Raw genomic sequence first — 26,600 nt, forward strand, 5'->3', positions numbered from 1 at the left:
CTTAATAATTCAAATCGTCTTTGATCAGTTCGGTTAATTCGGAAAAATCTTCGTAGAGAATGAAAGCTCCATTATTGATGTAAGAAACCTGCCCTGATTCTTCAGAAACTATAAGGGCAAGAGCATCTGTTCTTGTTGTGATGCCAAGACCGGCCCTGTGCCTCAATCCAAAATGAGCAGGAATTTCAATGGTATTCTCAATTGGAAGGATCACCCTTGTTGCCGTTATAATGTTGTTTTCAACGACGATAGCTCCGTCATGAAGAGGGCTGTTTTTATAAAATATACTTTTCAAAATTGGCTTGTTCACTTTTATTTCCATTTCATCCCCTGTCATTTTTACAAATTCAAGGCTATTGTTCCTTTTCAGTACAATCAGGGCCCCGGTTTTGATTTTTCCCATTTCTTCACAGAATCTGACGATTTCATCAATGTGATTATTGGCGGCTATTTCTGTTCTAAAAAACTTAAAATTCTTTAGAATACCTTTTTTAGAAGCAATATTGGTAGATCCAACCATTAAAAGGAACTTCCTTATCTCCTGCTGAAATACAATAATAAGGGCAATAAAACCTCCGCCCAAAAACTTACCCAGAATATCGCTGAGAAGTTCCATTTCCAGAGCCTGAGTGAGTTTCCATATTAAATAAATTATGGCAATTCCGATAAATATGTTGATGGCTGCGGTGCCTCTGATTAATCGAAATATATAAAAAAGTAAAACGGCAACTAAAACGATGTCAAGAATGTCTAAGAAGCTGATGTTTAAAAAAGTAATTTGATCCAATCTGAGCTAGTTTTTGTAAATGTATGAATTATTTTACAGTAAGTAAATACTCTGTTGAAGACGTGATTATTTCATTTTCATTTAAGTATGCCTTAAGGCTTAAATAATCCTCATAGACAGTTTCTCCACTGTAATTCAGTATTAAGAAAGCATCACTGTTTTCCTCTTTCTCGACAGAGGGAGAGGGCTCTATTCGTTTCAGAATTGCTCCTATTGAATCCCTGGAAATGATCTGATTGTTAATTTTTACCAATTTTTCCTGAAGCTGAATGATGACAATTTCATTTTTTATCGATGACAGCTCCCGAGGAAAGGAATCTTTATCAATTATATTAAAGTTGGTTTCGGTAAAGGAGAACAGCGAAATTTTCTTTCCCGAAAGGTTGGCATAACTGAAATAGCTTTCCATATTTCCTTTTTTATGCATGGAGGGTTTGTTTTTGTCTTCCTGCATTTTTATAAGTAAGGGCACTATATCTTTCATTGGGAGCCTTTTGTCAATATGAAAGATCCAATGTGTATTGATGATTTTATTATTCTTGTTAAGCCTGGGAACAACACCGTTTTCCGTACTGTCTCTGAAGATCCAGATACTTGAGTGGTTTTGAATTTCGGAAAGCCCGGGACTACTGATCTGAGGTAATTGGATTTCTTGTTTTTTACAACCGGAGAGTGCTGTCAAGAGTATTAGAATTAGAACATTTTTTTTATTCATGGGGTATTTGGGAATCTTTCATTTTTTGAATTATTTCAACGGCCTCAACCGCTTCTTTGATGTCATGGACCCTTAAAATATGGGCTCCTTTCAAAAGCGCGATGGTATTTGCAACTGTGGTGGCATTTAAAGCTTTTTCCGGATCAATTTCAAGTAATCTATAAAGCATTGATTTTCGTGATATACCGGTCAGGATTGGTAGGTTTAGGGTTTTCAAAAAGTCAAGTTTACCTAAAAGCTCATAATTCTGCTGAAGGTTCTTGCTGAACCCAAATCCCGGATCAATGATCAGGTCATTAACTCCCATTTGGCGTAGTTCAAAAACTTTTTCAGAAAAATAAAAAATCATTTCCTTAACCAGGTTTTTATAAGTGCTATGCTGCTGCATGGTCTGGGGAGATCCTTTCATGTGCATCAGTACATAAGGTACCTGAAGCTGAGCAATCGTCGGAAACATTTCCATGTCTAGTCCGCCTCCTGATATATCATTGACCATGCATGCTCCGTTTATTACCGCTTCACGGGCGACATGACTGCGAAAGGTATCGACTGAGACTCTGATTTCAGGAAATTCTTTAATGACAGCTTTTAGGGGCCCTATGAGCCTTTTTAATTCCTCTTCCCCTGATATGTTTTTGGCATTAGGTCTGGATGAGTAGGCTCCCAGGTCTATAAAATCGGCACCTTCCACACTCATTTTCTCAACCTGCTTCAGTATGGCCTTTTCGTTTCTGTATTTACCTCCGTCATAAAAGGAGTCAGGCGTAAGGTTCAGGATCCCCATGACCTTTGGCCGGCTTAGATCGATTAATTCACCTTTACAATTGATATACATAGTAAAATAACTTTACCTGCTGGCTACCTTATTAATTACTTCGGCGACTTTTGGCGCCTGGTATGCCTGCATTTTCTTTATTAATTCTTCAACATTGTCGCTGATGATGATCATATCGCGATTTTCTTTTTTTAAGAAGCCTTCTTCCACCATGTGTTCTAACTGGAGCAAGGTATGTTTGAAAAAATTATTGGTATTCAATATTCCGATCGCCTTTCTTTCAATTCCGAGCTGGCCCAGGGTCAGAGCCTCAAAAATCTCATCCAGGGTACCAAAACCACCCGGCAAGGCAATATATCCATCCACTAATTTACTGATCCGTACTTTTCTTTTTGACATTTTTCGAGTGACGATCATCTGAGAAATTTTGGTGTGAGCTACTTCCTCATGTTTTAACAAACCGGGAATAACACCAATGACTTCGGCATTGTTCCTGATCATGGTGTCTGCAAGCACACCCATAATGCCAATTTTACCTCCTCCATAAACCAGGCCGATCCCTTCTTTAGAAAAACATTCACCCAATTCTACTGCGGCCTCCGCATAATCTTTTTTAAAGCCTTTACTCGAGCCGCAAAAAACAGCAATTCTATTCATTTTACAGGGATTTTAAGGATATATATTTTGTAAAAATAAGGAAACCGAAGATATTATATCATTAGATTTTTATAAATTCGTTTCCATATTAATTTAATACTTCTGATTTCAAAATACATGCAGAATACGTCCAAGCAATATGATGAAGTGACGTCAAGATGTCGCTCACTTTTCATAAACAAAATGAGTGATTATGGAAGCGCCTGGAGAATACTGAGACTTCCATCGTTAACGGATCAGATTTTTATAAAAGCACAACGCATACGTCAGTTACAGGAAAATAAAACCAGGAAAGTAGATGAAGGAGAAGCGCCCGAATTTATTGGCATCATCAATTATTCGATCATGGCTCTGATTCAGTTGGAGGAGGGGGTTGCTGAGCAACCGGATATCGATGTGGATAAAGCAACTGAACTTTATGACAAACATATTGCTCAGACCAAGGCATTGATGGAAAATAAGAATCACGACTACGGAGAGGCATGGAGAGACATGCGTATCAGTTCGCTTACTGATTTGATTCTTCAGAAGTTACTCAGAGTCAAGCAAATTGAAGATAACGAAGGTAAAACGATTGTATCCGAAGGAATCGATGCCAATTACCAGGATATGATCAATTATGCCATTTTTGCTTTGATACTCATGGATGAATAATTCGATGCCTTTATGAATATACTTACCCAAATTATAAGACTTTTAGTTTCAGTTACCTTTATTTTCTCCGGATTCGTCAAATTGGTTGACCCCTTGGGTTCAGCCTATAAATTTGAAGAATATTTTGGAGCGGATGTGCTTAATCTCGAGTTTTTAAGCCCGTTTGCACTGGAGTTTTCCATCTTGCTGATTTTAGCCGAAATTATGCTTGGGGTAATGCTGTTGGTTGGGTTCAAGGCAAAGTTAACGGTTTGGAGTTTGTTCGGAATATCCTTGATATTTCTATTTTTAACCTGGTATTCAGCTTATTACGACAAGGTGACGGACTGTGGTTGTTTTGGAGATGCTATAACACTCACGCCCTGGGAAACTTTTTACAAGAATATCATTCTTATAGTTTTGGTGATCTATTTGCTGATCAGGGTGTATGATATTCAATCCCTTTTCTCTGATATTTTTGCAAAGCGGGCCAGTTTGATTTCTTTAGTGGTTTTTGTGGGAATCATCGCTTATGTATTAAGATATCTACCTATTATTGATTTCAGGGCCTACGCCGTTGGGAAGAACATTCCGGAAGGCATGATAATTCCTGAAGATGCCGAGAAACCTGTTTTTGAAGACACCTGGGTCTACAATGTGGACGGAGAGGACAGAGTCTTTACTACGGAAGAAAAACCTTGGAATATTGAAGGAGCAACATTTGTTGACCGAAAGACCAGGACATTAAAAGAGGGTTATGTTCCGCCAATACATGATTTCACCATGGAACGGGATGGTGAGGACCTTACGGAGCAACTCATGCAAAAGGAGAAGCTGATGCTTATAGTGGCTTATAACCTTAGGAAATCAAATGAAGATGGTTTAAAGAAAATCAAATCCCTGTCGGACAGAGCAATGGAAAAAGGATTTAGCGTATATTGTTTTTCCGCATCGACGCTGGATGAATATGAGGTAATAAAGAACAAATTTCAATTGGATTTTGACCTCTTGTTTTGCGATGAGACAACTTTGAAGACGATAGTAAGGTCAAATCCCGGAATTGTTACTCTGAATAAAGGTACCATTACAGGAAAATGGTCTTGGAGACAAGCAGAGCGTGTAACTTTAGATTAGATTGTAATGAAACAGGTATTGTTAGTGTTTATTGGTGGGGGACTGGGCAGTGTTGCACGTTATCTGATCAGTTTAAAGCTCAACAACTTTGAAAATGCCATACCCTATGGTACGCTTTTAGCCAATATACTGGGAAGCCTTTTGATTGGAATAATTTTTGGATACTCTGCAAAAAGCGGATATTTAAACGAAAACCACTCACTTTTTCTGGCAACGGGTTTCTGCGGAGGGTTTACAACCTTCTCTACTTTTGCCTATGAAAATCATGTTTACATCAAAGGGGGAGATTATTTTGGTATGCTGCCCTATTTGATAGCCACTTTTATACTAGCCATATCAGCCGTATTTTTGGGGATGTACGCTTCTAAACTTCTTTAATGACCCTTAAAAGATTTTACTCCGGCCTGTACTTTAATATCGAGATGATTATTTTTTGGGGGAACAGGACATGAGTATTTGCTGTTGTATGCACAATAGGGATTGTAAGCCTGATTAAAATCTATTTCAATAGTCTTTCCCTCGGGAAGATTGAGGTCTAAATACCGACCACCACCATAAGACCCGGCTCCGTTTGTAAGATCTGTAAAGGGCAGAAACAGGTAATCTTCATATTCCGGAGTGAGCATTAATTTTTCATTTTGATAGATTTCAAGGCTATGCTGTTTTCCTTTTAGTTCAAATTTTGCCGTTGCGTACAGGCGATATACAGGAAGCCTGTCTGTTGTTGTTTTCATTTTGAACGGTTTACTGTCTTTATGGAGAGTCAGTGAAGCAGTAACTATATATGTGCTATCAATAGGATAGAATTCCAGAGATTCAAAATTGGCGAAATCCTCTTCGGTAAGAGGAGATTCTTCCTTGCTTGAAAATTCTTTGTTCAGTTTATGCTGGAATTTCTTTGCATTTTTAAATTTGTTTGTTTCCTGAGAAAAAGCCAGAGAGAATATGAAAAAGGAAATAAGAAATAAAATATTCTTCATGGATGTATTTTTAAACCAAATATACCTATAAAAATCTGAAGATATCAAGTTCTTATTCCTTTATAGAGACATTCAATTAAAATAGATTTTGAGAGTGTTTAGAAAGCATATCTTTACAAAATGTTTTATAAACTCATAAAACCCTATCAGGGATTATCCAGGGAAGTTTGGTTCCTGGCACTAACTACGCTTATTAACAGGACGGGTGCCATGGTGCTTCCTTTTTTGTCATTATACCTTGCCAATTTTCTTGATTTTACGGTTCCTCAGGTTGGATGGGTGATGTCCTTTTACGGATTTGGCTCAGTAGCAGGTGTATTTATAGGAGGGAAATTGTCAGATAAGATAGGGTATTATAAAGTCATGTACATGAGTCTTTTTAGCACCGGATTTGTGTTTTTCGGACTTCAGTATGTCTCAGAATTTTCTGTATTCTGTTTTGGAATTTTTTTATTGACACTTGTTGCGGATGCATTCAGGCCCGCGGTTTGGGTTGCGCTTGACGACTACAGCAAAGCGGAGAACAGAACGCGATCGGTTACATTAATAAGATTGGCAATAAATCTAGGCTTTTCCATGGGGCCTGCTCTTGGCGGACTTCTGATTACATATGTAAGTTACCAAAGCCTTTTTTGGGTAGATGCCTTGACCTGTATTATAGCTGCATTGATCATAGTTAAATATTTAAGGCAGAAAACCCAGATAAAAGAGGAAAAGAAAAAGGGTATCGAGCTTAAAAAATCGCCCTACAAGGATGGAAGGTATCTGATCTTTTGGTTCGCTATGTTTTTGATAGGCTTTACTTTTATGCAGTATTTTTCTACCATTCCTCTTTATTACAGTCAAAGGCTGGGTCTCAATGAGGATAAAATAGGACTGATGCTTGCCATGAACGGATTTCTGATCTTTTTGCTGGAAATGCCTTTGGTTAATTCACTGGAAAAAGGAAAACTTGATAATCTGAAAATAGTTATCGCAGGAACCTTTTTACTTATGTTAAGTTTTCTTGTTATATCGGCCGTTCCAATTCTCGGACTGGCCATTGCCGGGATCGTGTTAATGACCTTTGGAGAGATGCTGGGATTCCCGTTTTCAAATTCTTATGCCCTTGACAGATCAAAACTTGGGAATCAAGGAGCTTATATGGCCATGTACAGCATGTCATTTTCATTTGCACATATTCTGGGTCCCAATCTTGGGATGCAATTTTCTTCAGCTTTTGGCTTTGAATCTACCTGGCTACTGATGGGTGCAATCTGTTTTATTGCCTGCCTGATTCTTCTCATTCTTCAAAGAAAAGAAGCCCTTTAAATTTGACTTTGCCCCAGTTTCTGCAGGGCAATTAGATTGAGGTTATCCTTGCCAGAAAATCGTAGTGAGGGCCCTGGACCAGCATTTCACATTTCATGTTCTGAAGTGAAGCCTGATGCTGCAGATTATAAAAATCAATGTATAACCATGGATAAGCACCACTTCTGACACCCTTGTATTCAGATTCAAAAATAACCTCACCATAATAATTATCAAGTTCAGGAATTTCAGTAATTCCGTTTTCATCTTCGAACATATAGATGATATCTGATGAGTCAATAAGTATTTGCCCATTAGAAGACAATAAACTTCTTAAATGTTCTAAAAATCCCGGGACATTGTCCATAGAGCCGCATATACCCGCCCCATTCATCAAAGAAAGAATGGTATCAAATTTTTCATTTTTTAAATCCCAAAAGTCCATGACCTCGGCCTGAGCCAGGCCCCTTTGCTTACAGGTAAAGATTGCGCCACTGGAGATGTCAATAGGTTTTACATGGAGACCTTTATTCTGAAGATAAAGTGAATGACTACCCGCACCACAGCCCAGATCTAAAACTTTTCCAAAAGACATTTTCAATGCCGTCTGTTCTATTTCAGGCATATCCTGATAGTTCCTGAAAAGATAAGAAACGGGTAGTTCGTCCCAGCCACCAACTGAGGAATAGGTTTTTATGATGGCTTCTTTACCATCAAAATAATCTTTAATGGCCTGTCCAAATACGTCTTTTAAATTGGTTTTCATCTGCTTTGAAAATCAAGGCTAATCTCCCAGTATTTATTTAGCCTATTATTTGTTCTTCACCGTAAATTCAATATAAGAAGAAGTGAAAACACGATGTGTCTGCGTTTTAAAGTCACTTTCTTTTGCTTTAAAAATGTTAGGGACAAAGGTCTGTGGGTTAAGGTCTATCAGCGGGAACCATGTGCTCTGTACCTGAACCTGCAATTTATGCCCTTTTTTAATCGTGTGATAAACGTCCTGAAGTTTAATGTTTACCTCGGTTTTCTTGTTGGGTGTAAACGGTTCAGGATATTCAAAACTATTTCTAAATTTCCCTCGCATTACCTCACTTCGGACCATTAAATGATAATTGCTCATCTTGAGGTGGTCCTGAAGTTCATCGGGTGCCTCATCCATTTCAGAAGGATGGACATCGATAATTTTCACGATCCAGTCGGCATCGGTGCCCGTGGTAGCCACCTGGAGTTTGGCATGGATATCTCCGGCGAGGGTCAGGTCATTTTCCAAAATATCTGTTTCAAATACAAGTACATCGGGCCTTCTTGCTGCGAAACGCTGGTCGTCTGTCATGTATTTTCTTGGAGTAAAAACAGTTTTGATATCTTCGGAATAAGGAACCGGCCTTTTGATGTCGCTGACAAAGGAGATAAAATCTTCCTTTTCTTTGAATTTTGAAAGATGCTGATTGGTGTTCAAAAACCATTTTTGTCTGGAAATATTTTCCGGGGGCCAGGAATCATAAGTGCTCCATTTTCTTTTTCCCGTATCATAAACATAGGCTTCCGGAAGACCTGAATTCTGATCACCATTGTTCTTAAGAAAATGTTCAAAAAACCGTGATTCAATTTCCTGCTGGAAAAAATAGGAAATGGAATCGCCAAAATAATAGTTTCCTACTGCGGTTCTTACTCTGTCCCTTGACCATCCTCCATGGTCCCAGGGACCAAAAACCAAGGTATTATAATTATCAGGATTGTTTTTTTCAATGGTTTTATAAGTCTCTAAGGGGCCATAAAGATCTTCTGCGTCGAACCAACCTCCAACAACCATTGTGGCCACTCCCGGGTTGATATTTTTCAAATGCTGAATAATTCCTTTTTTTTGCCAGACACTGTCATAATTGGGGTGATCGATAAGTTCCTGCCAGAAAAAATCATCGACAAGATCTTCTTTGCGCAAGCTGGGATTATCAATACTTTCATATTGAAAATATTTATTCAGATTGCTTAATGGCCCCGCATCCAGAAAGAACTGGTATTGGTCCTGAGTCTTTAGGTCAGGGGTTTTATACCAGGCCGTATCTACAGGTTTGTCTTTGGGTGTTCCAAAGACCGAAGTGGCTCTGAAATAGCTCAGTAAATAGGCTCCGTTGTGATGAAAATCATCAAAAAAGAAATCTCCTATACAGGCCTGGGGAGAAGCAGCCTTTAATGCAGGATGCGCATCTATGGCCGAGTAGGTAGAATAGAATCCGGGATAAGATATTCCGTACGTACCAACATTTCCATTGTTATTTGCTACATTTTTAACCAGCCAGTCAATGCTATCATACGTATCCGAACTTTCATCAATATCCTGATCGGATTTTTTATTCGGGATGTAAGCTCTCATATTGTCATAGGTTCCTTCACTCATCCACCTTCCCCGGACATCCTGATAAACAAAAATATAACCCTCTTTCATGATAAATTTGTTTGGCCCCAGCCTGGAGGGAAATTCGCTTTCTCCGTAAGGCCGGCAACTGTATGGCGTTCTTTTGAGTAAAATGGGGTAGGACTGCGAAGTATCTTTAGGGCTGTAAATGGTTGTATGGAGCTTTACCCCGTCGCGCATAGCAATACTCACTTCTCTTTTTGTGAAATTGTCCTTTATATAAGAGATGGCTGTTTCTTCAGCCGTTTTTTCAGATTTTTCTTTCGAACATGCGCTGAATATGAATAAGCAAATCAGTGCCACAAGCAGTTTTGAGATATATTTAGTCATAGGATTAGTAATAATTCGGGTAAATCTACAAAAGATATCCAATTATCCTAACAAGGAATTCAATAAGCCCCATTTTACCAGTTGATCAGCTTTTTACATATTTCGGCGATACTGACCTCCAACCTCAAAAAGTGTCGAAGTAATCTGGCCCAAGCTACAAACTTTGGTCGCTTCCATAAGCTGTTCAAAAATATTCTCGTTTTTTATGGCTGCTTCTCGAAGTTTCAACAATTCAGAACTGGATTTCTTCCTATTGGCCTTGTGTAAATTATTGATGACAGCAATCTGATGCTGTTTCTCGGCTTCGGTTGCCCGGATAACTTCCTGAGGTAATATTGTTGGTGAACCTTTGCTGTTCAAAAATGTGTTTACGCCTATGATATCTATCTGCCCGTTGTGTTTTAGCTCTTCATAATACAGGCTCTCTTCCTGGATCTTTGACCTTTGGTACATGGTTTCCATGGCACCCAAAACCCCTCCACGCTCGGTAATCTTATCGAATTCAAGATAAACAGCTTCTTCAACAAGATCTGTCAATTCTTCAATGATGAATGAACCCTGTAAGGGATTTTCGTTTTTTGCAAGGCCTAATTCTTTGTTGATTATAAGCTGTATTGCCATGGCCCTTCTAACAGACTCCTCTGTTGGCGTAGTGATCGCTTCATCGTAGGCATTTGTATGAAGTGAATTACAATTGTCATATATGGCATAAAGTGCCTGCAAAGTTGTTCGTATATCGTTGAAATCGATTTCCTGAGCGTGCAGGGACCTGCCTGAGGTCTGAATGTGGTATTTCAGCATCTGGGCCCTTTCATTTGCCTTGTATTTCAATTTCATGGCCTTGGCCCATATTCTCCGCGCAACACGGCCTATAACCGCGTATTCAGGATCAATACCATTGGAAAAGAAAAAGGACAGGTTTGGTCCAAACTTATTGATGTCCATTCCTCTGCTCAGATAGTATTCCACATAAGTAAAACCATTGGAAAGGGTAAATGCCAGTTGTGATATGGGATTTGCCCCGGCTTCCGCTATATGATATCCCGAAATTGAAACGGAATAGAAATTACGGATCTGGTGCCGGGTAAAATATTCCTGTACGTCACCCATCATTTTTAAGGCAAATTCAGTTGAAAAGATACAGGTGTTTTGCGCCTGATCCTCTTTTAGAATATCCGCCTGTACCGTTCCTCTTACCTTTGACAGGGTGTCCTTTTTAATCTGCTGATAGATATCACCCGGTAATATCTGGTCTCCGGTAACTCCAAGCAGCATTAATCCCAGCCCGTCATTTCCCTGGGGTAGTTCACCCTGATAAGCAGGGCGTTTTACACCCTTTTTATTAAAGATATCGTTTATCTTTTTATCGATTTCCTTTTCAAGCTTATTCACCTTGATATATTTTTCACATTCCTGGTCAATAGCGGCATTCATAAAGAATCCAAGAAGCATTGGTGCAGGACCGTTAATGGTCATGGAAACCGAAGTCATCGGATTGGTAAGTTCAAAGCCGGAGTATAATTTTTTAGCATCATCCAGGCAGCAAATTGAAACTCCTGCATTTCCTATTTTTCCGTAAATATCAGGACGAAGATCAGGATCATTTCCATAAAGTGTAACTGAGTCGAACGCGGTTGAAAGCCTTTTAGCAGGAGAGTTTAAGCTGACATAATGAAATCTGCGGTTGGTTCTTTCGGGGCCACCCTCTCCGGCGAACATTCTTGTAGGGTCTTCACCCGTTCTTTTGAAGGGATATATTCCAGAGGTATAGGGAAATTCGCCCGGTACATTTTCCTGTAAGATCCATAGCAGCAGGTCTCCCCAGGCTCGGTATTTTGGCAGAGAAATCTTTGGGATCTGAAGATTTGAAAGTGTTGTTTCTTTCGTTTCGATCTCTATGACCTTGTCCCGAACTTTGAATTTATAGATAGCATTATCATAGGCCTGTTTTTTGCCTTCAAAGTTTATGAGCTCCTCCCAATTTTCATGAGACAGTTTTTTTCTGAGTTTTTCAAACCTTTTGATTAAATCTTTACTAAGGGAATCTTTCTCCTGAATTATATCCTTGTCTTTCGTATGGAATTCCAGGCCTGACTCTGTGAGCTCCAGTTTCTTTCCTGAGAGATGTTCTATGGTTAAATAAATACCGTATAGTTGCTGAGCAACATCAGATTGTTCCTTGCACCATTGGTCATATTGCGAATTTGTATCCGAAATTTCAGAAAGGTAGCGTACCCTTTTGGGAGGTATGATAAAAATTTTCTCACTTATTTCTCCTGAAAACTCCAGGTTTGAAGAGAATTGTTTAGCCGAAAAATCATTGAGTTTTTCAACAATGTATCGGTATAAGTTGTTGGTGCCGGGGTCATTGAACTGAGAGGCAATTGTTCCAAAAACAGGCATCGAATCAACCGGTTCCTCCCATAATTGTTGATTTCTTTGGAATTGTTTCTTTACATCCCGCAAGGCATCAAGGCCTCCTTTTTTATCGAATTTATTAAGAGAGATCACATCTGCGAAATCCAGCATATCTATTTTTTCGAGTTGGGTTGCCGCCCCGTATTCAGGAGTCATAACATAAAGAGACAGATCCGAATGATCTAGAATTTCTGTATCAGATTGCCCAATTCCTGAAGTTTCCAGCAGGATCAGGTCAAAGGAAGAGGCTTTTAATATTTTTACGGCCTCGTTCACATGCTTTGACAAAGCCAGATTTGATTGTCGTGTGGCGAGCGACCTCATATACACCCTTTCGTTATTGATCGAATTCATACGAATTCTATCCCCCAAAAGGGCTCCGCCTGTTTTTCTTTTTGAAGGATCTACTGAAATGATTCCTATGTTTTTGTCAGGGAAATCGTGCAAAAATCGTCTCACGAGTTCATCGACAAGTGAAGATTTTCCGGCACCTCCTGTGCCTGTTATTCCAAGGACAGGGGCAGGAGTTTCATCTGTATCGATTTTGCTGAAAATCTTGTTAAACTTTTCCGGATGGTTTTCTGCCATTGTAATTAGTCGGGCAATCACCGGTTTTGTGTTATTTTTCAGCTGTTGACTTAATTCGGTTGTTGCCATCTCAATTTCCGACGGGTCAAAGTCACAGGATTTGACCATATCGTTTATCATTCCCTGTAAACCCATTTCCCTTCCATCATCGGGAGAATAAATCCTCGTGATTCCGTAATCCATCAAATCTTTGATCTCTTTCGGGAGGATCACACCTCCACCTCCTCCAAAGATTTTGATATGTCCCCCGCCTTTTTCACGAAGAAGGTCGAACATGTATTTAAAATATTCGTTATGGCCTCCCTGGTATGAGGTCATGGCAATGGCATTCGCATCTTCCTGAATGGCTGTATCAACTACATCTTCTACACTGCGGTCATGGCCCAGATGAATCACTTCTACTCCTGTGGACTGGATGATTCGCCTCATGATATTAATAGCAGCATCATGCCCGTCAAACAGGGAGGCAGCGGTAACAATTCTAATTTTATTTTTTGGTTTATATGGAGCGACGATTTTCATATATGGGTTAAGTTTCTCGGTGCAAGGTACTCATTTCTGAAAAATATTTCTTTCCAATAAGTATCTCGTTTTGTGGTATTGTCAAAAATAAATGATATATCAGGAAAAATTTAATTACTTCTCCAAAAATAAGGCGTAAAAATTATTAAAACTGTAAACAATTCGAGCCTTCCAAATAACATGAGCATAGAAGACCACCATTTTCCAAATGGAGGCAGGCTTGAATAGTTATTTACAGGACTCAGGTCGCCAAAAGCGGGACCTACATTACCCAATGAAGATGCTGCGGCACCAATAGACGTCATAAAATCTATTCCCATAAAGCTAAAAACCAGGGAGCCGATGGCAAATATGATAAGATACAGGATAAAAAAGGCCATGATATTGAAAACAATACCTCTGGTTACCGGTTTCTGATTGTATCGTACGGGAACAATGGCATTAGGATGCAGGCTCCTTTTAAATTCAAGAAATCCATTTTTTACCATGATGATGTGCCTGACAATTTTAACTCCTCCTGAGGTAGAGCCGGCTGAGGCTCCCAGGAACATCATCACAAAGAACATCACAGTTAAAAAAGGGCTCCATATTGAAAAGTCTGCAGAGACAAAGCCTGTTGTTGTTATCACAGCGAGTACCTGAAAGAGTCCGTGCCGAAAAGAACTCTCCAGTTCTCCATATAATTTGGGATGTGCAATCTTTTGAATTTCATTTGGTTCTATGGAAACATTTGCGTAGAAGAAAATTACCAGGGTTGCCACAATGGTTATACCGATAATGGCCCCAAAATAGAATTTAAATTCTTCATCTTCAACATACTTCCGAAACTTTCCCTTTACAGCGAGGTAGGTAAGTATAAAATTAGTGCCCGCCACGAACATGAAAAACATGATAATGTACTGTATAAGAGGCTGGTCGTTCCAATAAGCAATGCTCGCATTTTTTGTTGAAAACCCTCCGGTAGAAAGGGTACTCATAGCGTGATTAATGGCATCAAAATAACCCATTCCAGCTAATTTGAGCAAAATGGTTTCCGTAAGTGTCAACCCGAAATAAAGAAACCAGAGACGTTTGGCCGTATCCGCAATTCTAGGGTGTAACTTGTCTGCAGACGGGCCTGGAGATTCAGCGGCGAACATCTGCATTCCTCCAATTCCCAATAACGGTAAAATTGCAATGGCAAGAACAATTATTCCCATGCCACCGATCCAGTGCGTCGTACTACGCCAGAACAAAATGCTCTCCGGCATTACTTCTATATTGTTCAAAATGGATGCCCCCGTAGTGGTATAACCCGACATTGTTTCAAAAAATGCATTGGTAAAAGAAGGTATCGCTCCGGATAAAACGTAAGGCAAGGTTCCGGAAAGAGACATTGTCAGCCACCCCAGCGTCACCACCAGATAACCTTCTCGTTTCTTGATGTTCTTCTCGAACCCTTTTGTAATAAATCGCAATAAGAGCCCCGTAAGAATCGTAATTCCACCGGCCAAAAGAATGCCTTCAAGCGCACCATCATCAAAGTACCAGCTTACCAGGCCCGATATCAGCATGAAACCTCCGTTAAACAAGAGGAGGATCCCCATCAGTTGTAATATGATCTTAAAATTGAATTTCTTCATGCATCGATCAGTTAAAAAACCGCTCTACTTTGGAAATCGTATTCGGGACACAGCATACTACAACTTTATCCCCTTCCTGAATTTTGAAATCTCCCAAAGCAATAAGTCCTGTATCATTTCTTATAACACCTCCGATAATGGCATTTCGAGGGAACTTAAGGTCCTTAATGGGTTTTTTAGTTATTTTGGATTTTTTATGAGCCTGAAATTCAAGAATTTCGGCATTAACATCGTTTAAAATGGTCATTTCAACAACGTCTCCTTTTCTGATATATCTGAAAATGCTATTGGCTGCCAGAAGTTTTTTATTGATCAGGGTATCGATACCAATATTTTTACTCAGACTGAAGTAGTCTACATTCTGAACCAAGGCAATGGTCCGATCAACACCTTTTGACTGAGCCACAAGACAAGACATAATATTTGTTTCTGACCTTCCGGTTACAGCTACAACAGCATCCATATCAGAGACGTTTTCTTCCTCCAGAAGGTCAACATCTCTGCCATCCCCATAGATTACCAGCGCATTGGGAAGTTCTTCAGCAAGCTCAATGGCCCGCTTTTTTTTGTATTCTATAAGCTTGATGTTCAGATTGTTTCCGCAAAGGTCACGTGCTGTTTTTTGTCCAATCTTACTTCCCCCAAGTATCAAAACGTTCTTAATGGGTTTGTTTTTTACAGCAGACAGGCCGTTCAATTCCTCAACGCCTTCGGGCAGCGTAATAAAATATACCTGATCACCAACTTTAAAAATAGTATCACCCCTTGGAATAATTGTTTCCGAAGAATTCTTTCTTTTGATGATCACGGGCATAAAATTTATACCTGCATAGATTCCCGCCGATTCCATTACAGTCTTGCCAACAAAAGGGGCCGAATTTGAAAGAATCATGGCAACCATGGTCAATTTCCCTCCTTCAAATTCATGTGTTTCGTTAAACGTGGCATTTTCCAACAGCAATTTAATTTCATTCGTGGCGAGCTCCTCTGTGGATATGAGCTCATCAATACCCAATTCGGAAAAATTAATTTTCTCTTTGTTATCAGTGAACTCTGAGTTGCTAATTCGAGCTATTGTCTTTTTGGCTCCAAGCTTTTTCGAGATGACACAGGCTGTAATATTGGTTGTTTCTGAAGAGGTAACGGCAATAAACAAATCTGTCTGATCAATATTTGCATTCTTTAATGCCTTTATTGACGTGGCATCTTTCTGAAGTGTTTTGATATCTAATTTAGAATCTGCATACAGCAACCTGTCTTTATCACTATCGATTAGAATAATATCGTGTGATTCGTAAGAAAGAAGTTTTGACAGGTGAAATCCAACTTCTCCAGCTCCGGCAATAATTATTTTCATCTATAACAAATTGATTGCATATTCAATAAACCTGTTGAAGTACAAAATATTGAATATACAAATGTATTCAAATCTTTTACAAATTTGGGTTGATCAAAGCACAAAAACAGCATAAAGAAATAAAAAATATGATCATCAAAGATTGGAAAAAAGAAGACAGGCCAAGGGAAAAATTATTTTCAAAAGGAAGATTAGCTTTGTCAGATTCTGAACTACTCGCTATTTTGATCGGCTCGGGTAATGAAAAAGAATCAGCCGTGGAAATAGGAAAAATGATACTTTCAGGCTCAGAGAACAACTTAGAGGCATTAGCCAAAACAAGCCTGCAGAACCTGCAAAAGTATAAGGGTATTGGAAAAGTTAAGGCATCAGTGATCGTTGCTGCCTTTGAACTGGGAAAGCGAAGTATGCAATCAAAACCGGATTCAGCGCAAAAACTGAACAGTTCAAATTTGGTATTCGAAATTATGCATCCTTTGATCGGGGATCTTGAACATGAAGAATTCTGGATCCTCTTACTGAATAATTCCAACACCCTCATCCATAAATGGCTGTTGAGCAAGGGTGGGATAACGGCAACCCTTGTAGATGTAAGGCTTATTTATAAAAAAGCACTGGAGTTTGGTGCGACGAGTATCATATTGTGCCATAATCATCCGTCAGGAAATTTACGCCCGAGTACTGCGGATAGAAACCTGACCAGAAAGGTGCGGAACGGAGGAGGAATACTGGATATACAAATACTCGATCATATTATTATCACTAGAAATGGATTCTTCAGTTTTGCAGATGAAGGTGAATTTTAACTATCGATTAGGACCAGGTTGAAAACCCTATTCTTTTATGGAAAGAGATTTTATAATAAGCATTATAAAGTTTACATTTGACTGGTAAAACAAACATAATATGCTTTTAGTCTATACCCACAAGGTTACACCAAGATTAACATATATATTCAGGCATATTTTTGTCAGGATTCTGCATATTGAAGTTGGTTTTACAACAAAAATAGAGGAATTCATCGGGCATGAAGGCCCAAAGTTCTCATATACCAAACAACCTTTAGGAAACGAGTTGTTTGTCAAATCCAACGAATTGTTGTTTACTCAGGGAATTGATTACGTTGAGGTTAATATGGTGAACTGGGATGATGACCCTTGTTTTTTTCAAACCAATTTTGGAAGCATTGTACCCTGTGATATTTTTGCAGCGAGTTTTTATTTGATCAGCCGTTATGAGGAATATCTGCCACATGTAAAGGACCTGTATGAACGTTTTCCTGCCGCTGAAAGCCTTGCTTATCAAAACAAGTTTTTGGATCGCCCGGTCATTGATGTTTGGGCTTTTAAATTTCGTAGTATACTGATTTCTTTTTTCCCTGGTTACAAGGATGATTTAACAAGCAGTAAGAGAAAATTCAATTATATATCTACAATTGACATAGACAATGCTTATCAGTTCAAGCATAAAGGTTTTACGAGAAATGTTGGGGGAATTTTAAAGGATCTCTTTCAATTTAACCTTGCAAATGTATGGATGCGCTTTCTCGTTGTATTCGGGATACGACGTGACCCTTATGATATGTACAAATGGCTTCTGGCCATAAAGAAAAAATACAAGATCAGAACGATATTTTTCTTTCTTTTAGGGGAATACAGTACATATGATAAAAATATATCCGCTGGAAATTCGAATTATAAGTTGCTGATCAAAAGTATTGCAGATTATGCGGAAGTGGGAATCCACCCTTCGTATTTCAGTATGAAAAATGATTCGAAGATAAAGAAGGAAAAGCAAATACTGGAGAGCATCGTCAATTTCCCCATTAAAAGGTCAAGACAACATTATCTGAGGATTGAAATACCGGAGACGTATCAGCATTTGGTTGATCTTGAAATCACAGAAGAGTATTCGATGGGTTATGCCTCTCATTATGGTTTCAGGGCAAGCACCTGTACTCCTTTTTATTTTTACGATCTGGATTTTGAAATTCAAACCCCTCTGAAAGTGTTTCCATTTGCGGCCATGGATGCTACGTTAAAGGATTACCTGAATTTTACCCCAAAAAGATCATTCAATACATTTATGAAGCTGGCCAAAGAAGTGAGGAAAGTAGAAGGAACCTTCATTACCATATTCCACAATGAATCTGTGAGTGGTTCCGGGCGCTGGAGGGGTTGGGGACGAGTTTATGAAGGCCTGTTAGCAGAACTGAATAAAGTGCTTTGATGCTCAAGTCAAATTTACGGGACCCGGTTCTTAAGATTCTATTTCAAACATGATCAATTATATTTTCCATAATCAGATAGACAGAGCCAGATACGACGCTTGTATTGAAAATTCCATATCGTGCAGAACATATGCGTACAGCTGGTACCTTGATGCCGTTTGTGAGACATGGGATGTTTTTATGACAGGTAATTATGAGGTGGTTATGCCTGTTCCAAAAAGGAAGAAATACGGACTGTCCTATGTTTTTACTCCTTCATGGGTACAGCAATTGGGAATTTTTTCATCCAGGGATATCTCTACTGAGGAATCCAGATTATTTAAAGAAACATTGGCTTCAAAATTTCATTGGATTGATTATCATTTTAACTCCGGTAATTTGATTTCCGACGGACAGATAACAGTCAAAAAGAATTATGTTTTGCCATTGAATGGAGAGTTTAGGGATCTTTTAAGGAACTATAATAAAAACAGAAAAAGAGCTTCTTCCGTGAGCTTGGATCATTTGGTTCTTGACAAAGAAGGAAGCCTTGAGGTTTTTATTAAGAATTACCACGCGATAGAAAAACCTTATAAAATAGAGGAAGATTCGATGAAGAAATTAATGACATTGGCACAAAGAAATCCTCAACATGTTCATATTTGGAACGTATTTGATGACAATGGTTTTAGAGGGGGATTAATTTGGGCTAAAGACAGTAAAAGGATTACTTATTTGCTGCCTGTTGCAAATGAGAAAGCAAAGAATGAGAATATTCCTACGTTTGTTATCAATGAGTTAATAAAAGATCATCTTAATCAAGGACTGGTGTTGGATTTTGAAGGTTCTATGATCAGCGGTGTTGCAAATTTCTACAAAAGTTTTGGCGCTGATGAAGAAAACTACTATTACTTTAAAAAGAGATTTTTCAATCATGCCTGATCCTGTAAAAATTTGCTTTTTGGCAGACAGACATCATTTGTTTGATGACCGGATCTATTGGAAGATGGCCGTACCGCTGGTTTTAAAAGGATTTGAAGTCTATTATTTTCTTATCGGAAATAAAAACAGCTCAGGTATCACAAAAGAGGGGGTAAACTATAAAATTTGGAAAGCAAAAACTTTTTCGAGAAATCAATGGATCAATTTTCTGATAAAAAGACTTAATCCAAATAACAACTATAGAAAATTATTCGAGGAGGCTTCGGCATTAAAGGCAGATATTTATCATTTTCATGACCTCTGGATCAACAGGATAGGAGTCAAGTTGAAAAACTTGGGACATCGTCCCGTTGTTTTTTACGACGCTCGAGAACCCTATGCAGAAGATTATATGTCTTATGGAAAGAAAGTAATGGCGCTACCAACTCGAATTTTTGCTTACTGGGTGGATCGTTGGGAGAAGAAACAGGCCATGAACTATGACCTGGTTATTGCTAATGAATCTTTGGTACAGCAAAACTTTGCCCGCATTATTGGGAAAGAAAGGTCTGTTGTTCTTTTTAACTATAGTGATCGATATTTGAATATGAATCATGATAAGGACCAGGTTAAGGAATATGACTTGATCTATTCAGGAACTATAACCAGGTTAAGAGGCGCCATGAATACATTGAAGGCGGTAAAGATAATTCAGAATGAAATACCAAACCTTAAATGTCTTTTTATAGGTACATATTATCCGGATTCCTTGAAGGATGAAATGAATTCTTTTTTGAAACAAAATTGCCTCGAGAAAAATGTTGTACTTCACGAGGCAGTCCCTTATCAGGAAATAGGATACTATTATAGCCGGAGCAAAATTGGATTGTTGATACTGGAACGCGTTAAGACTTATGAGATTAGCATGCCCATAAAGCTATTCGATTATATGACTTTTGGTTTACCGATCATTGGGAGTAATTTTGGCCATATAAACTCCTATATTACAGAGGACAATTGTGGAATTACAGTTGACCCCTCAGATCCGGTGGAAGTTGCAGGTGCCATAATTCGATTATTAAAAGATGAAAAGCTTTATTCAATGTTGAGTAAGAACGCCAGAAAAGCTGCTGACAGCAAGTACAACTGGGAAAATGAGTTTCAGAAATTATTAGGATATTATCAAAAAGCCCTTAATGAACGATAACTCAAAATATAGTGATTCCGGATTTCGAAAGGATTTTCTTTGGTATGCGATCGGTTCGATATTTCCCTTAATGGCGGGTTTTTTGAAGACACCTATATTCACTCGACATTTTAACAGTGAATCATTCGGCCAGCTTGGTCTTGTAGGGATTACCTTCAGTTTTCTCGGAATCTTGTTGTTTTCATGGATAAGTTCATGCCTTTGGAGGTTTTATGGAAAATACAACTCTTCAGGCAGGCTAAATCTGCTCTATTCTAATTTGTCCTTTCTATTTGCCTCTTCCTGTGTTTTCTTGGCGGTATTGAGCGGGTTGTGGTATTACTCCGCCAGATCAGAAATGATCAAGGACCTGATTTTTTATTCATTTTTCTTTTTGATATTTAACCAACTTTTTATGGCATATATGGTGATTGTCAGATTGAGGGGAAGGGCTCCTTTTTACAATATGATCATCGGTATAAGGACCACTGCAGGATTCTTGATTTCCTTGTTGTTTGTTTTTTTTCTTGACCATCCGATCACGGCTCTGGTCAGTAGCCTGGCATTGGTGGATTTCGTTTGTCTTCTCTATTTGTTTGTACATAATCCTGCCAAAGTTAAGTTCGGAATACCTAAAGTGAATAGAAGCATTTTAACAGAACTGTTGAATTATGGGTTTATGGGGCTGATATTAAATTTGGCTTTATTAAGCATTTCATATACCGATCGATACGTAATAGCCCTTTTTTACAGTATGGAGGAGGTTGGGGTCTATGATCAGGTTGCCAAGATATCCCAATTATCAGTAATGTCACTGATTACAATTTACTTTAACACCATTAACCCAACTTTATTGAAAAAACTGGATGAAGATTTTAAGTCATCCGTGAAAATGATAGAATCTTATGTCCTGGGATTGGTACTGATCGGATTGCCTGTAGTTTTTTATCTTTCTTTATTTGCCAGGGAAGTTGCAAGCCTGCTGCTTGGAGAAGCATTCAGAAAAGCTTATGTGCTCATGCCATATTTGTTTTTTGCAGCCTATTTATACGGAATTGCCAACTTTTTTGAGCTGAGACTGAAGTTTTCCAACAAAATAAGAAAACTGGTGTTCATCGGCTTGATCACAGCTTTGCTAAATCTCATTTTGAACCTTTATTTTATAAGGGAATTCGGGTATTACTGGGCTGCTTATACTACTTTAATCACTTATGTTTTGATGCTGATTGTTATGATTGTAAATGATCGTGAAGTATTGAGAATATTATGGATTAAAAAGAAACTGATATTACAGATCATAGGGTTATTCCTGATTCAATTTATTGCCTATGGAATAATTATTGATAAATTTTTTCTATCTGTTGGAGTTTCAATTGTTTTAGGAATTATATTTGCGACGATGTATCTGATAATTTTCAGGAAATCTATTTTGGCCCTGAACATCCCGTTTTCCAAGCAGTTATGAATGTAGGACATATTTTTTTCGATCTTGATCACACCCTATGGGATTTTGAAACAAATTCAAATCGAACTTTTGAATATATCTTTCGAAGAAATGGAATTGACCTGGATCTAGCTGACTTTCACAATGTATATCGCCCCATAAACTTAAAATACTGGAAGCTTTTCAGAGAGAATAGAGTAACAAAGGCTGATTTACGATACAACAGGTTAAGGGAAGCATTTGACGGAGTAGGGGTTAAAATTGATGATGAAATGATCCATTTATTATCGGAAGAATATATCACCTATCTTGCTGACCACAATGATCTATTTGATAACGCTATAGATGTATTGGACTACCTTAAAGAAAAATACGCCATCCATATTATAACAAATGGTTTTGAAGAGGTGCAGCGAAGAAAACTCAAGAATTCGAATCTTCTGCCTTTTTTTGATCAAATCGTGACTTCTGAAAAGGCTGGTGTGAAAAAACCACATCCGGAAATATTCAAATTTGCTTTGCAGGCCGCTGGTGCTGAACCGGACAGAAGCGTTATGATCGGTGACAATTTTGAAGCGGATATACTTGGAGCAAAGAATGTTGGAATGCAAACGATTTTTTGCAAATTTAACGGGGAGATTGCAACTGAGAATGTCCCGACAGTTGAAAATCTGATCGAATTAAAGCAATTGCTGTAAGAGGCTCAATAGCTGATTTATCAAAATAAATGTATATTTAGCAATTGTTATAAAGAAATTGCTTCGTATCCCCTCATGGTCAAAAATCATCTGTTATATCTGACTCTTGTATTTCTGTGCGCAAAATTGAATTGCCAGAATATGCAGGTTTTGTATGATTTTGATCAATTACCACAGACCCTTATGCTTAACCCGGGAGGAGTTATTGATTATGACAAACATATTGGGGTGCCTTTACTTTCCAATGTTTATGTAATGGCTGGCTCTTCGAGCAGAGATGTTAATTATAATAATCTTGCGGCTGATGCTGACAGCGATGGTGATGTCTTAAGAAATTTGCATGATTTAGGTTTAGGCAGTAATGAAATATTTGTTTTTAATCAGCAGATCGAATTATTCAATATAGGGTTAAGGTTAAAAAACCCGAAATATTATCTAAGTTTTGGTATGTATCAGCAGACAGATGGTTTTTCAGGTTATCCCGAAGATCTGGCCGATCTCTTTTTTAATGGAAATGATCAGGACGAAAATGGAGTCCCTGAATTTTATGATCCGTTTATGGCAGATGATGTTAATTCAGTTTTTGAGCTGGTAGGGGTGTTTCATGTTGGAATCAATAAAAAGGTCAGTGAGCAACTCACCATAGGTGGAAGGTTTAAGTTATTATCGGGATCTCTCGGGCTTCAATCTGGAAACAACAGCGGAACTTATTTTCTGGATCTTGATCCGCTGTCAAACAGGCCTTATCAACACACCTATGAGGATTTAAATGTTCGATTGAACACAGCCGGTTTTTTGGACCCCTTTGATTTAAGTAATGATTTGGGCCAACCTTCTGAAATATTTGCAGGCCTCTTTTTTGTCAATGGGAGTATAGGAGCCTCAATTGATCTGGGTTTTACGTATAAAGTGGATGATGAGCTTAGTTTCTCAGGAAGTATTTTGGATATTGGTATGATCTCCTTCCAGCATAAACTGACAACGATAGATTTTGAAGATGCGATTGTAGCTTCTGAAGATTATTATGATCCTTCCGGGAATGAACTGGATTACTGGAGAACATTATATCTTACTGACCAGCTGCCATTGATTACTGAGGAAAACGGGTTTTCTTATTTCAGGTCTCCAAAGGTCAACGGATCCATGAAGTATACCAAATACCGAAAGACCAAGGCCAAGAATTATGCCTTCAGAAATGTATCCTGCGAAGAGGATTATACGGGCGATATTCTTCAAAGCGCATATGGGGTTCAAGTCTACACGGCGTTCAGACCGAAAACCCCGGTTTGGGCCCTTACCGGTTTTTATTCCAGAGAATTTACGCGCCACCTATCTGGAAAGGCAACTTACACGGTAGATAAATTTTCATTTTACAATATAGGTATGGGACTTTCCGCTCATATTAAAAGCTTTAATATTTATGCTACTGCGGATAATTTAGTAGCTTTGACCTCGATCAGAAACAGCAATTACCAATCTGTCCAGTTTGGTATGAATTTTATTTTCTAAGAGCCACCATGAATCCATTTCGAAAAATCTTAAGTTTAGGCCTCATTATTCTTTTTATACAGGTGAGTTTTGCTCAAAATGAACTAGATCCCTATAAGTATATCATTATTCCGAAGAAGTATGAATTTCTAAATAAGGAGAATCAATTTCGGGTAAATTCCTATATGAAGCACCTATTCGAAAAAGAAGGCTATAACACCATATACCAGGGAGAAAATTATCCGGATGATTTATTGGAAAACCCCTGTCTGGGGGTAAAAGCCATGGTGAGTGATCAATCCAGTGCTTTTACTACAAAAGTCTTTATTTTTCTGGAAAACTGTCAGGATGAGGTGGTTTTTAAAACAGCTCAGGGTAAGAGTAAGGTGAAAGATATGAACAAGACCTATGTGGATGCATTGAATAAATGTTTTGTAGAGATACAGTCTCTTGATTATACGTATAATTCCTCGCTTGCCATGAATTCCGGCAGGACGGAAGAATCAAAGATTGATTCGAACCAAGAATCGGTTGTCACAGCTGAAAAAGAAACAGTACTTGCCAAAGAAACCCCTGAGAAAGATTTAAAGAATGAGTCTTCTGGCCCCGCCGTCAAAGAGTCCGAAACTGCTTCGGCTAAGCCTGTTGCAGAACCGGTTGCAGTGCCTATTGTTGCCATAGCTACTACTGATGACCCAGTGGAAAAGGAAGAAGCAGTGGCGGTAGAGGTAAATGAGGTGCCGGAAAAAGAAGAGCAGGCCGCTTCACCCATGGCCCGTGCATTCAAAAATGAAAGCATTTCATTTCTTTTGGTGGATCAGGGAGCTCAATTACAGGCTTTTGTAACCCAGAGCCAAAATAGCAATTATAGACCCGGAGAACTTATAGGTACGTTTAAGAGGACCTCACTTCCTAATGTTTTCAGAGTTTCCTGGAAAGAACCTCAGGAAGGAAGAGAAGAAACCACTGCCTACTTTGATGATGCCGGGAATCTGAATATTGATGTTTTAAAGGATGGTCAGATACAAGTAATTCAATTTAAGGAAGAAAAGTAGCGATTTTAAGTCAGTAATCATATTTTGATTTCCACCTTTTTTTAAGAACTTCCTTGAACTGGTTTTCTCTCGGGTTATTCCCCGGATCATAAAATTTAGAATTTTTAATTTCATCAGGTAGAAACTCCTGATCAACAAAATTCTCTGAATAGTCATGAGAATATTTATAGTCCTTACCGTAATCCAGATCTTTCATTAGTTTCGTTGGAGCGTTACGCAAGTGCAGCGGAACGGAGAGGTCACCTGTAGATTTAACCATTTGCTGAGCCTTGTTAATGGCCATATAAGAGGAATTGCTTTTAGGCGAATTAGCCAGGTAAACGGCACATTGGCTCAATATGATCCGACTCTCAGGATTACCAATGACAGATACCGCCTGAAACGTATTATTGGCAAGAATAAGGGCGGTAGGGTTTGCATTTCCAATATCTTCCGATGCCAGGATCAACATTCTTCTGGCAATAAACTTTACATCTTCGCCACCCTCAATCATCCTGGCAAGCCAGTATACTGCACCATTGGGGTCACTGCCTCTTATCGATTTGATGAATGCCGAAATTATATCGTAATGCTGTTCTCCGGTTTTATCATAACGAACCATATTACTCTGAACCTTGCTCAAAACCAGGTCATTTGTGATAATACACGTGCCTTCTGAGACAGTATTTACAACAAGTTCAAAAATATTCAGGAGTTTTCTTGCGTCTCCACCGGAAAGTTGAATCAGAGCTTCCGTTTCTCGTAATTCGATTTTCTTTTTTGAAAGCAGGATGTCGTTTTTAAGCGCCCTGTTTAATAATGTGATCAGATCCTTTTTATCAAATGAATTGAGAATATAGATCTGACAACGAGACAACAAGGCAGGAATCACCTCAAAACTAGGGTTCTCTGTTGTCGCCCCTATCAAGGTCACCCATCCTTTTTCAACCGCACCAAGAAGGGAATCCTGCTGTGATTTGCTGAACCTGTGAATTTCGTCGATGAATAAAATAGGATTTTTTTGGGTAAACAATCCACCGCTGCTTTTTGCTTTTTCAATAATATCCCTTACGTCTTTCACACCTGAGTTTATGGCACTGAGGGCATAAAAGGGCCTTTCTGATTCCTTGGCAATTATATTGGCAAGTGTGGTTTTCCCCGTGCCTGGGGGGCCCCAAAGGATCAAAGAGGGGATCAGCCCGTTTTCAATATGAATCGTGAGGGCACCATCCTTTCCAACCAGATGTTGCTGGCTTATGTAGTCTCCAAGCGACTTTGGCCTTATTCTCTCTGCAAGAGGTTCGTTCATGACGTAAAAGTACGCTAAAATGAAATAGTCTGAAAATGGATTGCAGGGATGGATCAATAATTTTTTATCAAGAGTAATTTTCTT

General features: G+C 38.7%; 23 protein-coding genes. 12 read left to right on the forward strand and 11 right to left on the reverse strand.

The features are described 5' to 3' along the window. Position 1: 1 nt before the first annotated feature. Genes LCM02_RS00870 through LCM02_RS00885 form a run of 4 tightly spaced genes read right to left on the reverse strand, consistent with a single transcriptional unit; the run spans position 2 to position 2,934 of the window. Positions 2 to 787 carry a diadenylate cyclase gene (locus tag LCM02_RS00870; protein ID WP_224926420.1) on the reverse strand — a complete coding sequence of 262 codons (786 nt, stop codon included), beginning with the start codon at positions 785 to 787 and terminating at the stop codon, positions 2 to 4. Positions 788 to 815: 28 nt separating this feature from the next. After that, positions 816 to 1,469: a hypothetical protein gene (locus tag LCM02_RS00875; protein WP_224926421.1), complete on the reverse strand. Its 654-nt coding sequence runs from the start codon at positions 1,467 to 1,469 to the stop codon at positions 816 to 818. A gap of 25 nt (positions 1,470 to 1,494) precedes the next feature. After that, the gene (gene folP, locus LCM02_RS00880; RefSeq protein WP_224926422.1) at positions 1,495 to 2,337 is read right to left on the reverse strand and encodes a dihydropteroate synthase; all 843 of its coding nucleotides are present in this window, start codon (positions 2,335 to 2,337) and stop codon (positions 1,495 to 1,497) included. A 12-nt stretch (positions 2,338 to 2,349) separates the two neighbouring features. Further along, positions 2,350 to 2,934 (reverse strand): LOG family protein, encoded by a 585-nt coding sequence (locus LCM02_RS00885; protein WP_224926423.1) that lies wholly within the window; start codon positions 2,932 to 2,934, stop codon positions 2,350 to 2,352. A 117-nt stretch (positions 2,935 to 3,051) separates the two neighbouring features. Here LCM02_RS00885 and LCM02_RS00890 point away from each other — a divergent pair, with 117 nt between their 5' ends. Genes LCM02_RS00890 through crcB form a run of 3 tightly spaced genes read left to right on the forward strand, consistent with a single transcriptional unit; the run spans position 3,052 to position 5,079 of the window. Beyond that, positions 3,052 to 3,588 (forward strand): DUF1599 domain-containing protein, encoded by a 537-nt coding sequence (locus LCM02_RS00890; protein ID WP_224926424.1) that lies wholly within the window; start codon positions 3,052 to 3,054, stop codon positions 3,586 to 3,588. Positions 3,589 to 3,600: 12 nt separating this feature from the next. Further along, entirely contained in the window at positions 3,601 to 4,701 is a 1,101-nt protein-coding gene (locus LCM02_RS00895; RefSeq protein ID WP_224926425.1) for a BT_3928 family protein, read from the forward strand. Positions 4,702 to 4,707: 6 nt separating this feature from the next. Next, positions 4,708 to 5,079, forward strand: a complete 372-nt coding sequence (gene crcB, locus LCM02_RS00900; protein WP_224926426.1) for a fluoride efflux transporter CrcB — start codon at positions 4,708 to 4,710, stop codon at positions 5,077 to 5,079. Here crcB and LCM02_RS00905 read toward each other — a convergent pair. Continuing rightward, positions 5,076 to 5,681 carry a DUF1684 domain-containing protein gene (locus LCM02_RS00905; protein WP_224926427.1) on the reverse strand — a complete coding sequence of 202 codons (606 nt, stop codon included), beginning with the start codon at positions 5,679 to 5,681 and terminating at the stop codon, positions 5,076 to 5,078. The genes crcB and LCM02_RS00905 overlap by 4 nt on opposite strands. Positions 5,682 to 5,801: 120 nt before the next feature. Between LCM02_RS00905 and LCM02_RS00910 the strand changes: the two genes are divergently transcribed. Then, the gene (locus tag LCM02_RS00910) at positions 5,802 to 6,992 is read left to right on the forward strand and encodes an MDR family MFS transporter (RefSeq protein ID WP_224926428.1); all 1,191 of its coding nucleotides are present in this window, start codon (positions 5,802 to 5,804) and stop codon (positions 6,990 to 6,992) included. A gap of 31 nt (positions 6,993 to 7,023) precedes the next feature. Here LCM02_RS00910 and LCM02_RS00915 read toward each other — a convergent pair whose 3' ends face one another. The 5 genes from LCM02_RS00915 to trkA form a co-directional block, all read right to left on the reverse strand. Next, entirely contained in the window at positions 7,024 to 7,737 is a 714-nt protein-coding gene (locus LCM02_RS00915; RefSeq protein ID WP_224926429.1) for a class I SAM-dependent methyltransferase, read from the reverse strand. Positions 7,738 to 7,782: 45 nt separating this feature from the next. Beyond that, on the reverse strand, positions 7,783 to 9,720 hold the full coding sequence (locus LCM02_RS00920) for a CocE/NonD family hydrolase (RefSeq protein WP_224926430.1): 1,938 nt from the start codon (positions 9,718 to 9,720) through the stop codon (positions 7,783 to 7,785). 93 nt (positions 9,721 to 9,813) lie between these two features. Further along, complete coding sequence (locus LCM02_RS00925) at positions 9,814 to 13,248, reverse strand: methylmalonyl-CoA mutase family protein (protein ID WP_224926431.1); 3,435 nt, start codon at positions 13,246 to 13,248, stop codon at positions 9,814 to 9,816. Between the two features lie 110 nt (positions 13,249 to 13,358). Then, on the reverse strand, positions 13,359 to 14,870 hold the full coding sequence (locus LCM02_RS00930) for a TrkH family potassium uptake protein (RefSeq protein WP_224926432.1): 1,512 nt from the start codon (positions 14,868 to 14,870) through the stop codon (positions 13,359 to 13,361). A gap of 7 nt (positions 14,871 to 14,877) precedes the next feature. Continuing rightward, positions 14,878 to 16,227: a Trk system potassium transporter TrkA gene (gene trkA / locus LCM02_RS00935; protein WP_224926433.1), complete on the reverse strand. Its 1,350-nt coding sequence runs from the start codon at positions 16,225 to 16,227 to the stop codon at positions 14,878 to 14,880. 128 nt (positions 16,228 to 16,355) lie between these two features. On the opposite strand from trkA, the gene radC reads away from it, so the two are divergent. The 8 genes from radC (at position 16,356) to LCM02_RS00975 (ending at position 25,228) form a co-directional block, all read left to right on the forward strand. Further along, positions 16,356 to 17,033 carry a RadC family protein gene (radC, locus tag LCM02_RS00940; protein WP_224926434.1) on the forward strand — a complete coding sequence of 226 codons (678 nt, stop codon included), beginning with the start codon at positions 16,356 to 16,358 and terminating at the stop codon, positions 17,031 to 17,033. Positions 17,034 to 17,133: 100 nt separating this feature from the next. Continuing rightward, positions 17,134 to 18,456 carry a polysaccharide deacetylase family protein gene (locus LCM02_RS00945; RefSeq protein WP_224926435.1) on the forward strand — a complete coding sequence of 441 codons (1,323 nt, stop codon included), beginning with the start codon at positions 17,134 to 17,136 and terminating at the stop codon, positions 18,454 to 18,456. Positions 18,457 to 18,505: 49 nt separating this feature from the next. After that, positions 18,506 to 19,378 carry a hypothetical protein gene (locus LCM02_RS00950; protein WP_224926436.1) on the forward strand — a complete coding sequence of 291 codons (873 nt, stop codon included), beginning with the start codon at positions 18,506 to 18,508 and terminating at the stop codon, positions 19,376 to 19,378. Further along, positions 19,329 to 20,564 carry a glycosyltransferase family 4 protein gene (locus tag LCM02_RS00955; RefSeq protein WP_224926437.1) on the forward strand — a complete coding sequence of 412 codons (1,236 nt, stop codon included), beginning with the start codon at positions 19,329 to 19,331 and terminating at the stop codon, positions 20,562 to 20,564. Before LCM02_RS00950 ends, LCM02_RS00955 begins: the two co-directional genes overlap by 50 nt. Next, positions 20,554 to 22,008, forward strand: a complete 1,455-nt coding sequence (locus LCM02_RS00960) for a lipopolysaccharide biosynthesis protein (RefSeq protein ID WP_224926438.1) — start codon at positions 20,554 to 20,556, stop codon at positions 22,006 to 22,008. Before LCM02_RS00955 ends, LCM02_RS00960 begins: the two co-directional genes overlap by 11 nt. Continuing rightward, positions 22,005 to 22,685, forward strand: coding sequence for a YjjG family noncanonical pyrimidine nucleotidase (locus LCM02_RS00965; RefSeq protein WP_224926439.1), 681 nt, complete (start codon positions 22,005 to 22,007; stop codon positions 22,683 to 22,685). The genes LCM02_RS00960 and LCM02_RS00965 overlap by 4 nt, the downstream gene beginning before the upstream one ends. A gap of 141 nt (positions 22,686 to 22,826) precedes the next feature. Beyond that, a complete protein-coding gene (locus tag LCM02_RS00970) occupies positions 22,827 to 24,194 on the forward strand; it encodes a DUF5723 family protein (RefSeq protein ID WP_224926440.1) in 1,368 nt (455 codons plus the stop codon). 8 nt (positions 24,195 to 24,202) lie between these two features. Then, positions 24,203 to 25,228, forward strand: a complete 1,026-nt coding sequence (locus LCM02_RS00975; RefSeq protein WP_224926441.1) for a hypothetical protein — start codon at positions 24,203 to 24,205, stop codon at positions 25,226 to 25,228. A gap of 10 nt (positions 25,229 to 25,238) precedes the next feature. On the opposite strand, the gene LCM02_RS00980 is transcribed toward LCM02_RS00975, so the two are convergent. Further along, entirely contained in the window at positions 25,239 to 26,516 is a 1,278-nt protein-coding gene (locus LCM02_RS00980; protein WP_224926442.1) for a replication-associated recombination protein A, read from the reverse strand. Between the last annotated feature and the right edge of the window lie 84 nt (positions 26,517 to 26,600).

Origin of the sequence: Lutimonas saemankumensis (genome assembly GCF_020171465.1) — a bacterium.
GTDB classification, from domain to species: Bacteria; Bacteroidota; Bacteroidia; order Flavobacteriales; family Flavobacteriaceae; genus Lutimonas; species Lutimonas saemankumensis.

Excerpts from the sequence above, each read along its gene's own strand:
- folP (WP_224926422.1), bottom strand. The coding sequence starts at position 2,337 with ATGTATATCAATTGTAAAGGTGAATTAATCGATCTAAGCCGGCCAAAG.
- LCM02_RS00885 (WP_224926423.1), bottom strand. The coding sequence starts at position 2,934 with ATGAATAGAATTGCTGTTTTTTGCGGCTCGAGTAAAGGCTTTAAAAAA.
- LCM02_RS00890 (WP_224926424.1), top strand. The coding sequence starts at position 3,052 with ATGCAGAATACGTCCAAGCAATATGATGAAGTGACGTCAAGATGTCGC.
- LCM02_RS00895 (WP_224926425.1), top strand. The coding sequence starts at position 3,601 with ATGAATATACTTACCCAAATTATAAGACTTTTAGTTTCAGTTACCTTT.
- crcB (WP_224926426.1), top strand. The coding sequence starts at position 4,708 with ATGAAACAGGTATTGTTAGTGTTTATTGGTGGGGGACTGGGCAGTGTT.
- LCM02_RS00905 (WP_224926427.1), bottom strand. The coding sequence starts at position 5,681 with ATGAAGAATATTTTATTTCTTATTTCCTTTTTCATATTCTCTCTGGCT.
- LCM02_RS00910 (WP_224926428.1), top strand. The coding sequence starts at position 5,802 with ATGTTTTATAAACTCATAAAACCCTATCAGGGATTATCCAGGGAAGTT.
- LCM02_RS00915 (WP_224926429.1), bottom strand. The coding sequence starts at position 7,737 with ATGAAAACCAATTTAAAAGACGTATTTGGACAGGCCATTAAAGATTAT.
- LCM02_RS00920 (WP_224926430.1), bottom strand. The coding sequence starts at position 9,720 with ATGACTAAATATATCTCAAAACTGCTTGTGGCACTGATTTGCTTATTC.
- LCM02_RS00925 (WP_224926431.1), bottom strand. The coding sequence starts at position 13,248 with ATGAAAATCGTCGCTCCATATAAACCAAAAAATAAAATTAGAATTGTT.
- LCM02_RS00930 (WP_224926432.1), bottom strand. The coding sequence starts at position 14,870 with ATGAAGAAATTCAATTTTAAGATCATATTACAACTGATGGGGATCCTC.
- trkA (WP_224926433.1), bottom strand. The coding sequence starts at position 16,227 with ATGAAAATAATTATTGCCGGAGCTGGAGAAGTTGGATTTCACCTGTCA.
- radC (WP_224926434.1), top strand. The coding sequence starts at position 16,356 with ATGATCATCAAAGATTGGAAAAAAGAAGACAGGCCAAGGGAAAAATTA.
- LCM02_RS00945 (WP_224926435.1), top strand. The coding sequence starts at position 17,134 with ATGCTTTTAGTCTATACCCACAAGGTTACACCAAGATTAACATATATA.
- LCM02_RS00950 (WP_224926436.1), top strand. The coding sequence starts at position 18,506 with ATGATCAATTATATTTTCCATAATCAGATAGACAGAGCCAGATACGAC.
- LCM02_RS00955 (WP_224926437.1), top strand. The coding sequence starts at position 19,329 with ATGAAGAAAACTACTATTACTTTAAAAAGAGATTTTTCAATCATGCCT.
- LCM02_RS00960 (WP_224926438.1), top strand. The coding sequence starts at position 20,554 with ATGAACGATAACTCAAAATATAGTGATTCCGGATTTCGAAAGGATTTT.
- LCM02_RS00965 (WP_224926439.1), top strand. The coding sequence starts at position 22,005 with ATGAATGTAGGACATATTTTTTTCGATCTTGATCACACCCTATGGGAT.
- LCM02_RS00970 (WP_224926440.1), top strand. The coding sequence starts at position 22,827 with ATGCAGGTTTTGTATGATTTTGATCAATTACCACAGACCCTTATGCTT.
- LCM02_RS00975 (WP_224926441.1), top strand. The coding sequence starts at position 24,203 with ATGAATCCATTTCGAAAAATCTTAAGTTTAGGCCTCATTATTCTTTTT.
- LCM02_RS00980 (WP_224926442.1), bottom strand. The coding sequence starts at position 26,516 with ATGAACGAACCTCTTGCAGAGAGAATAAGGCCAAAGTCGCTTGGAGAC.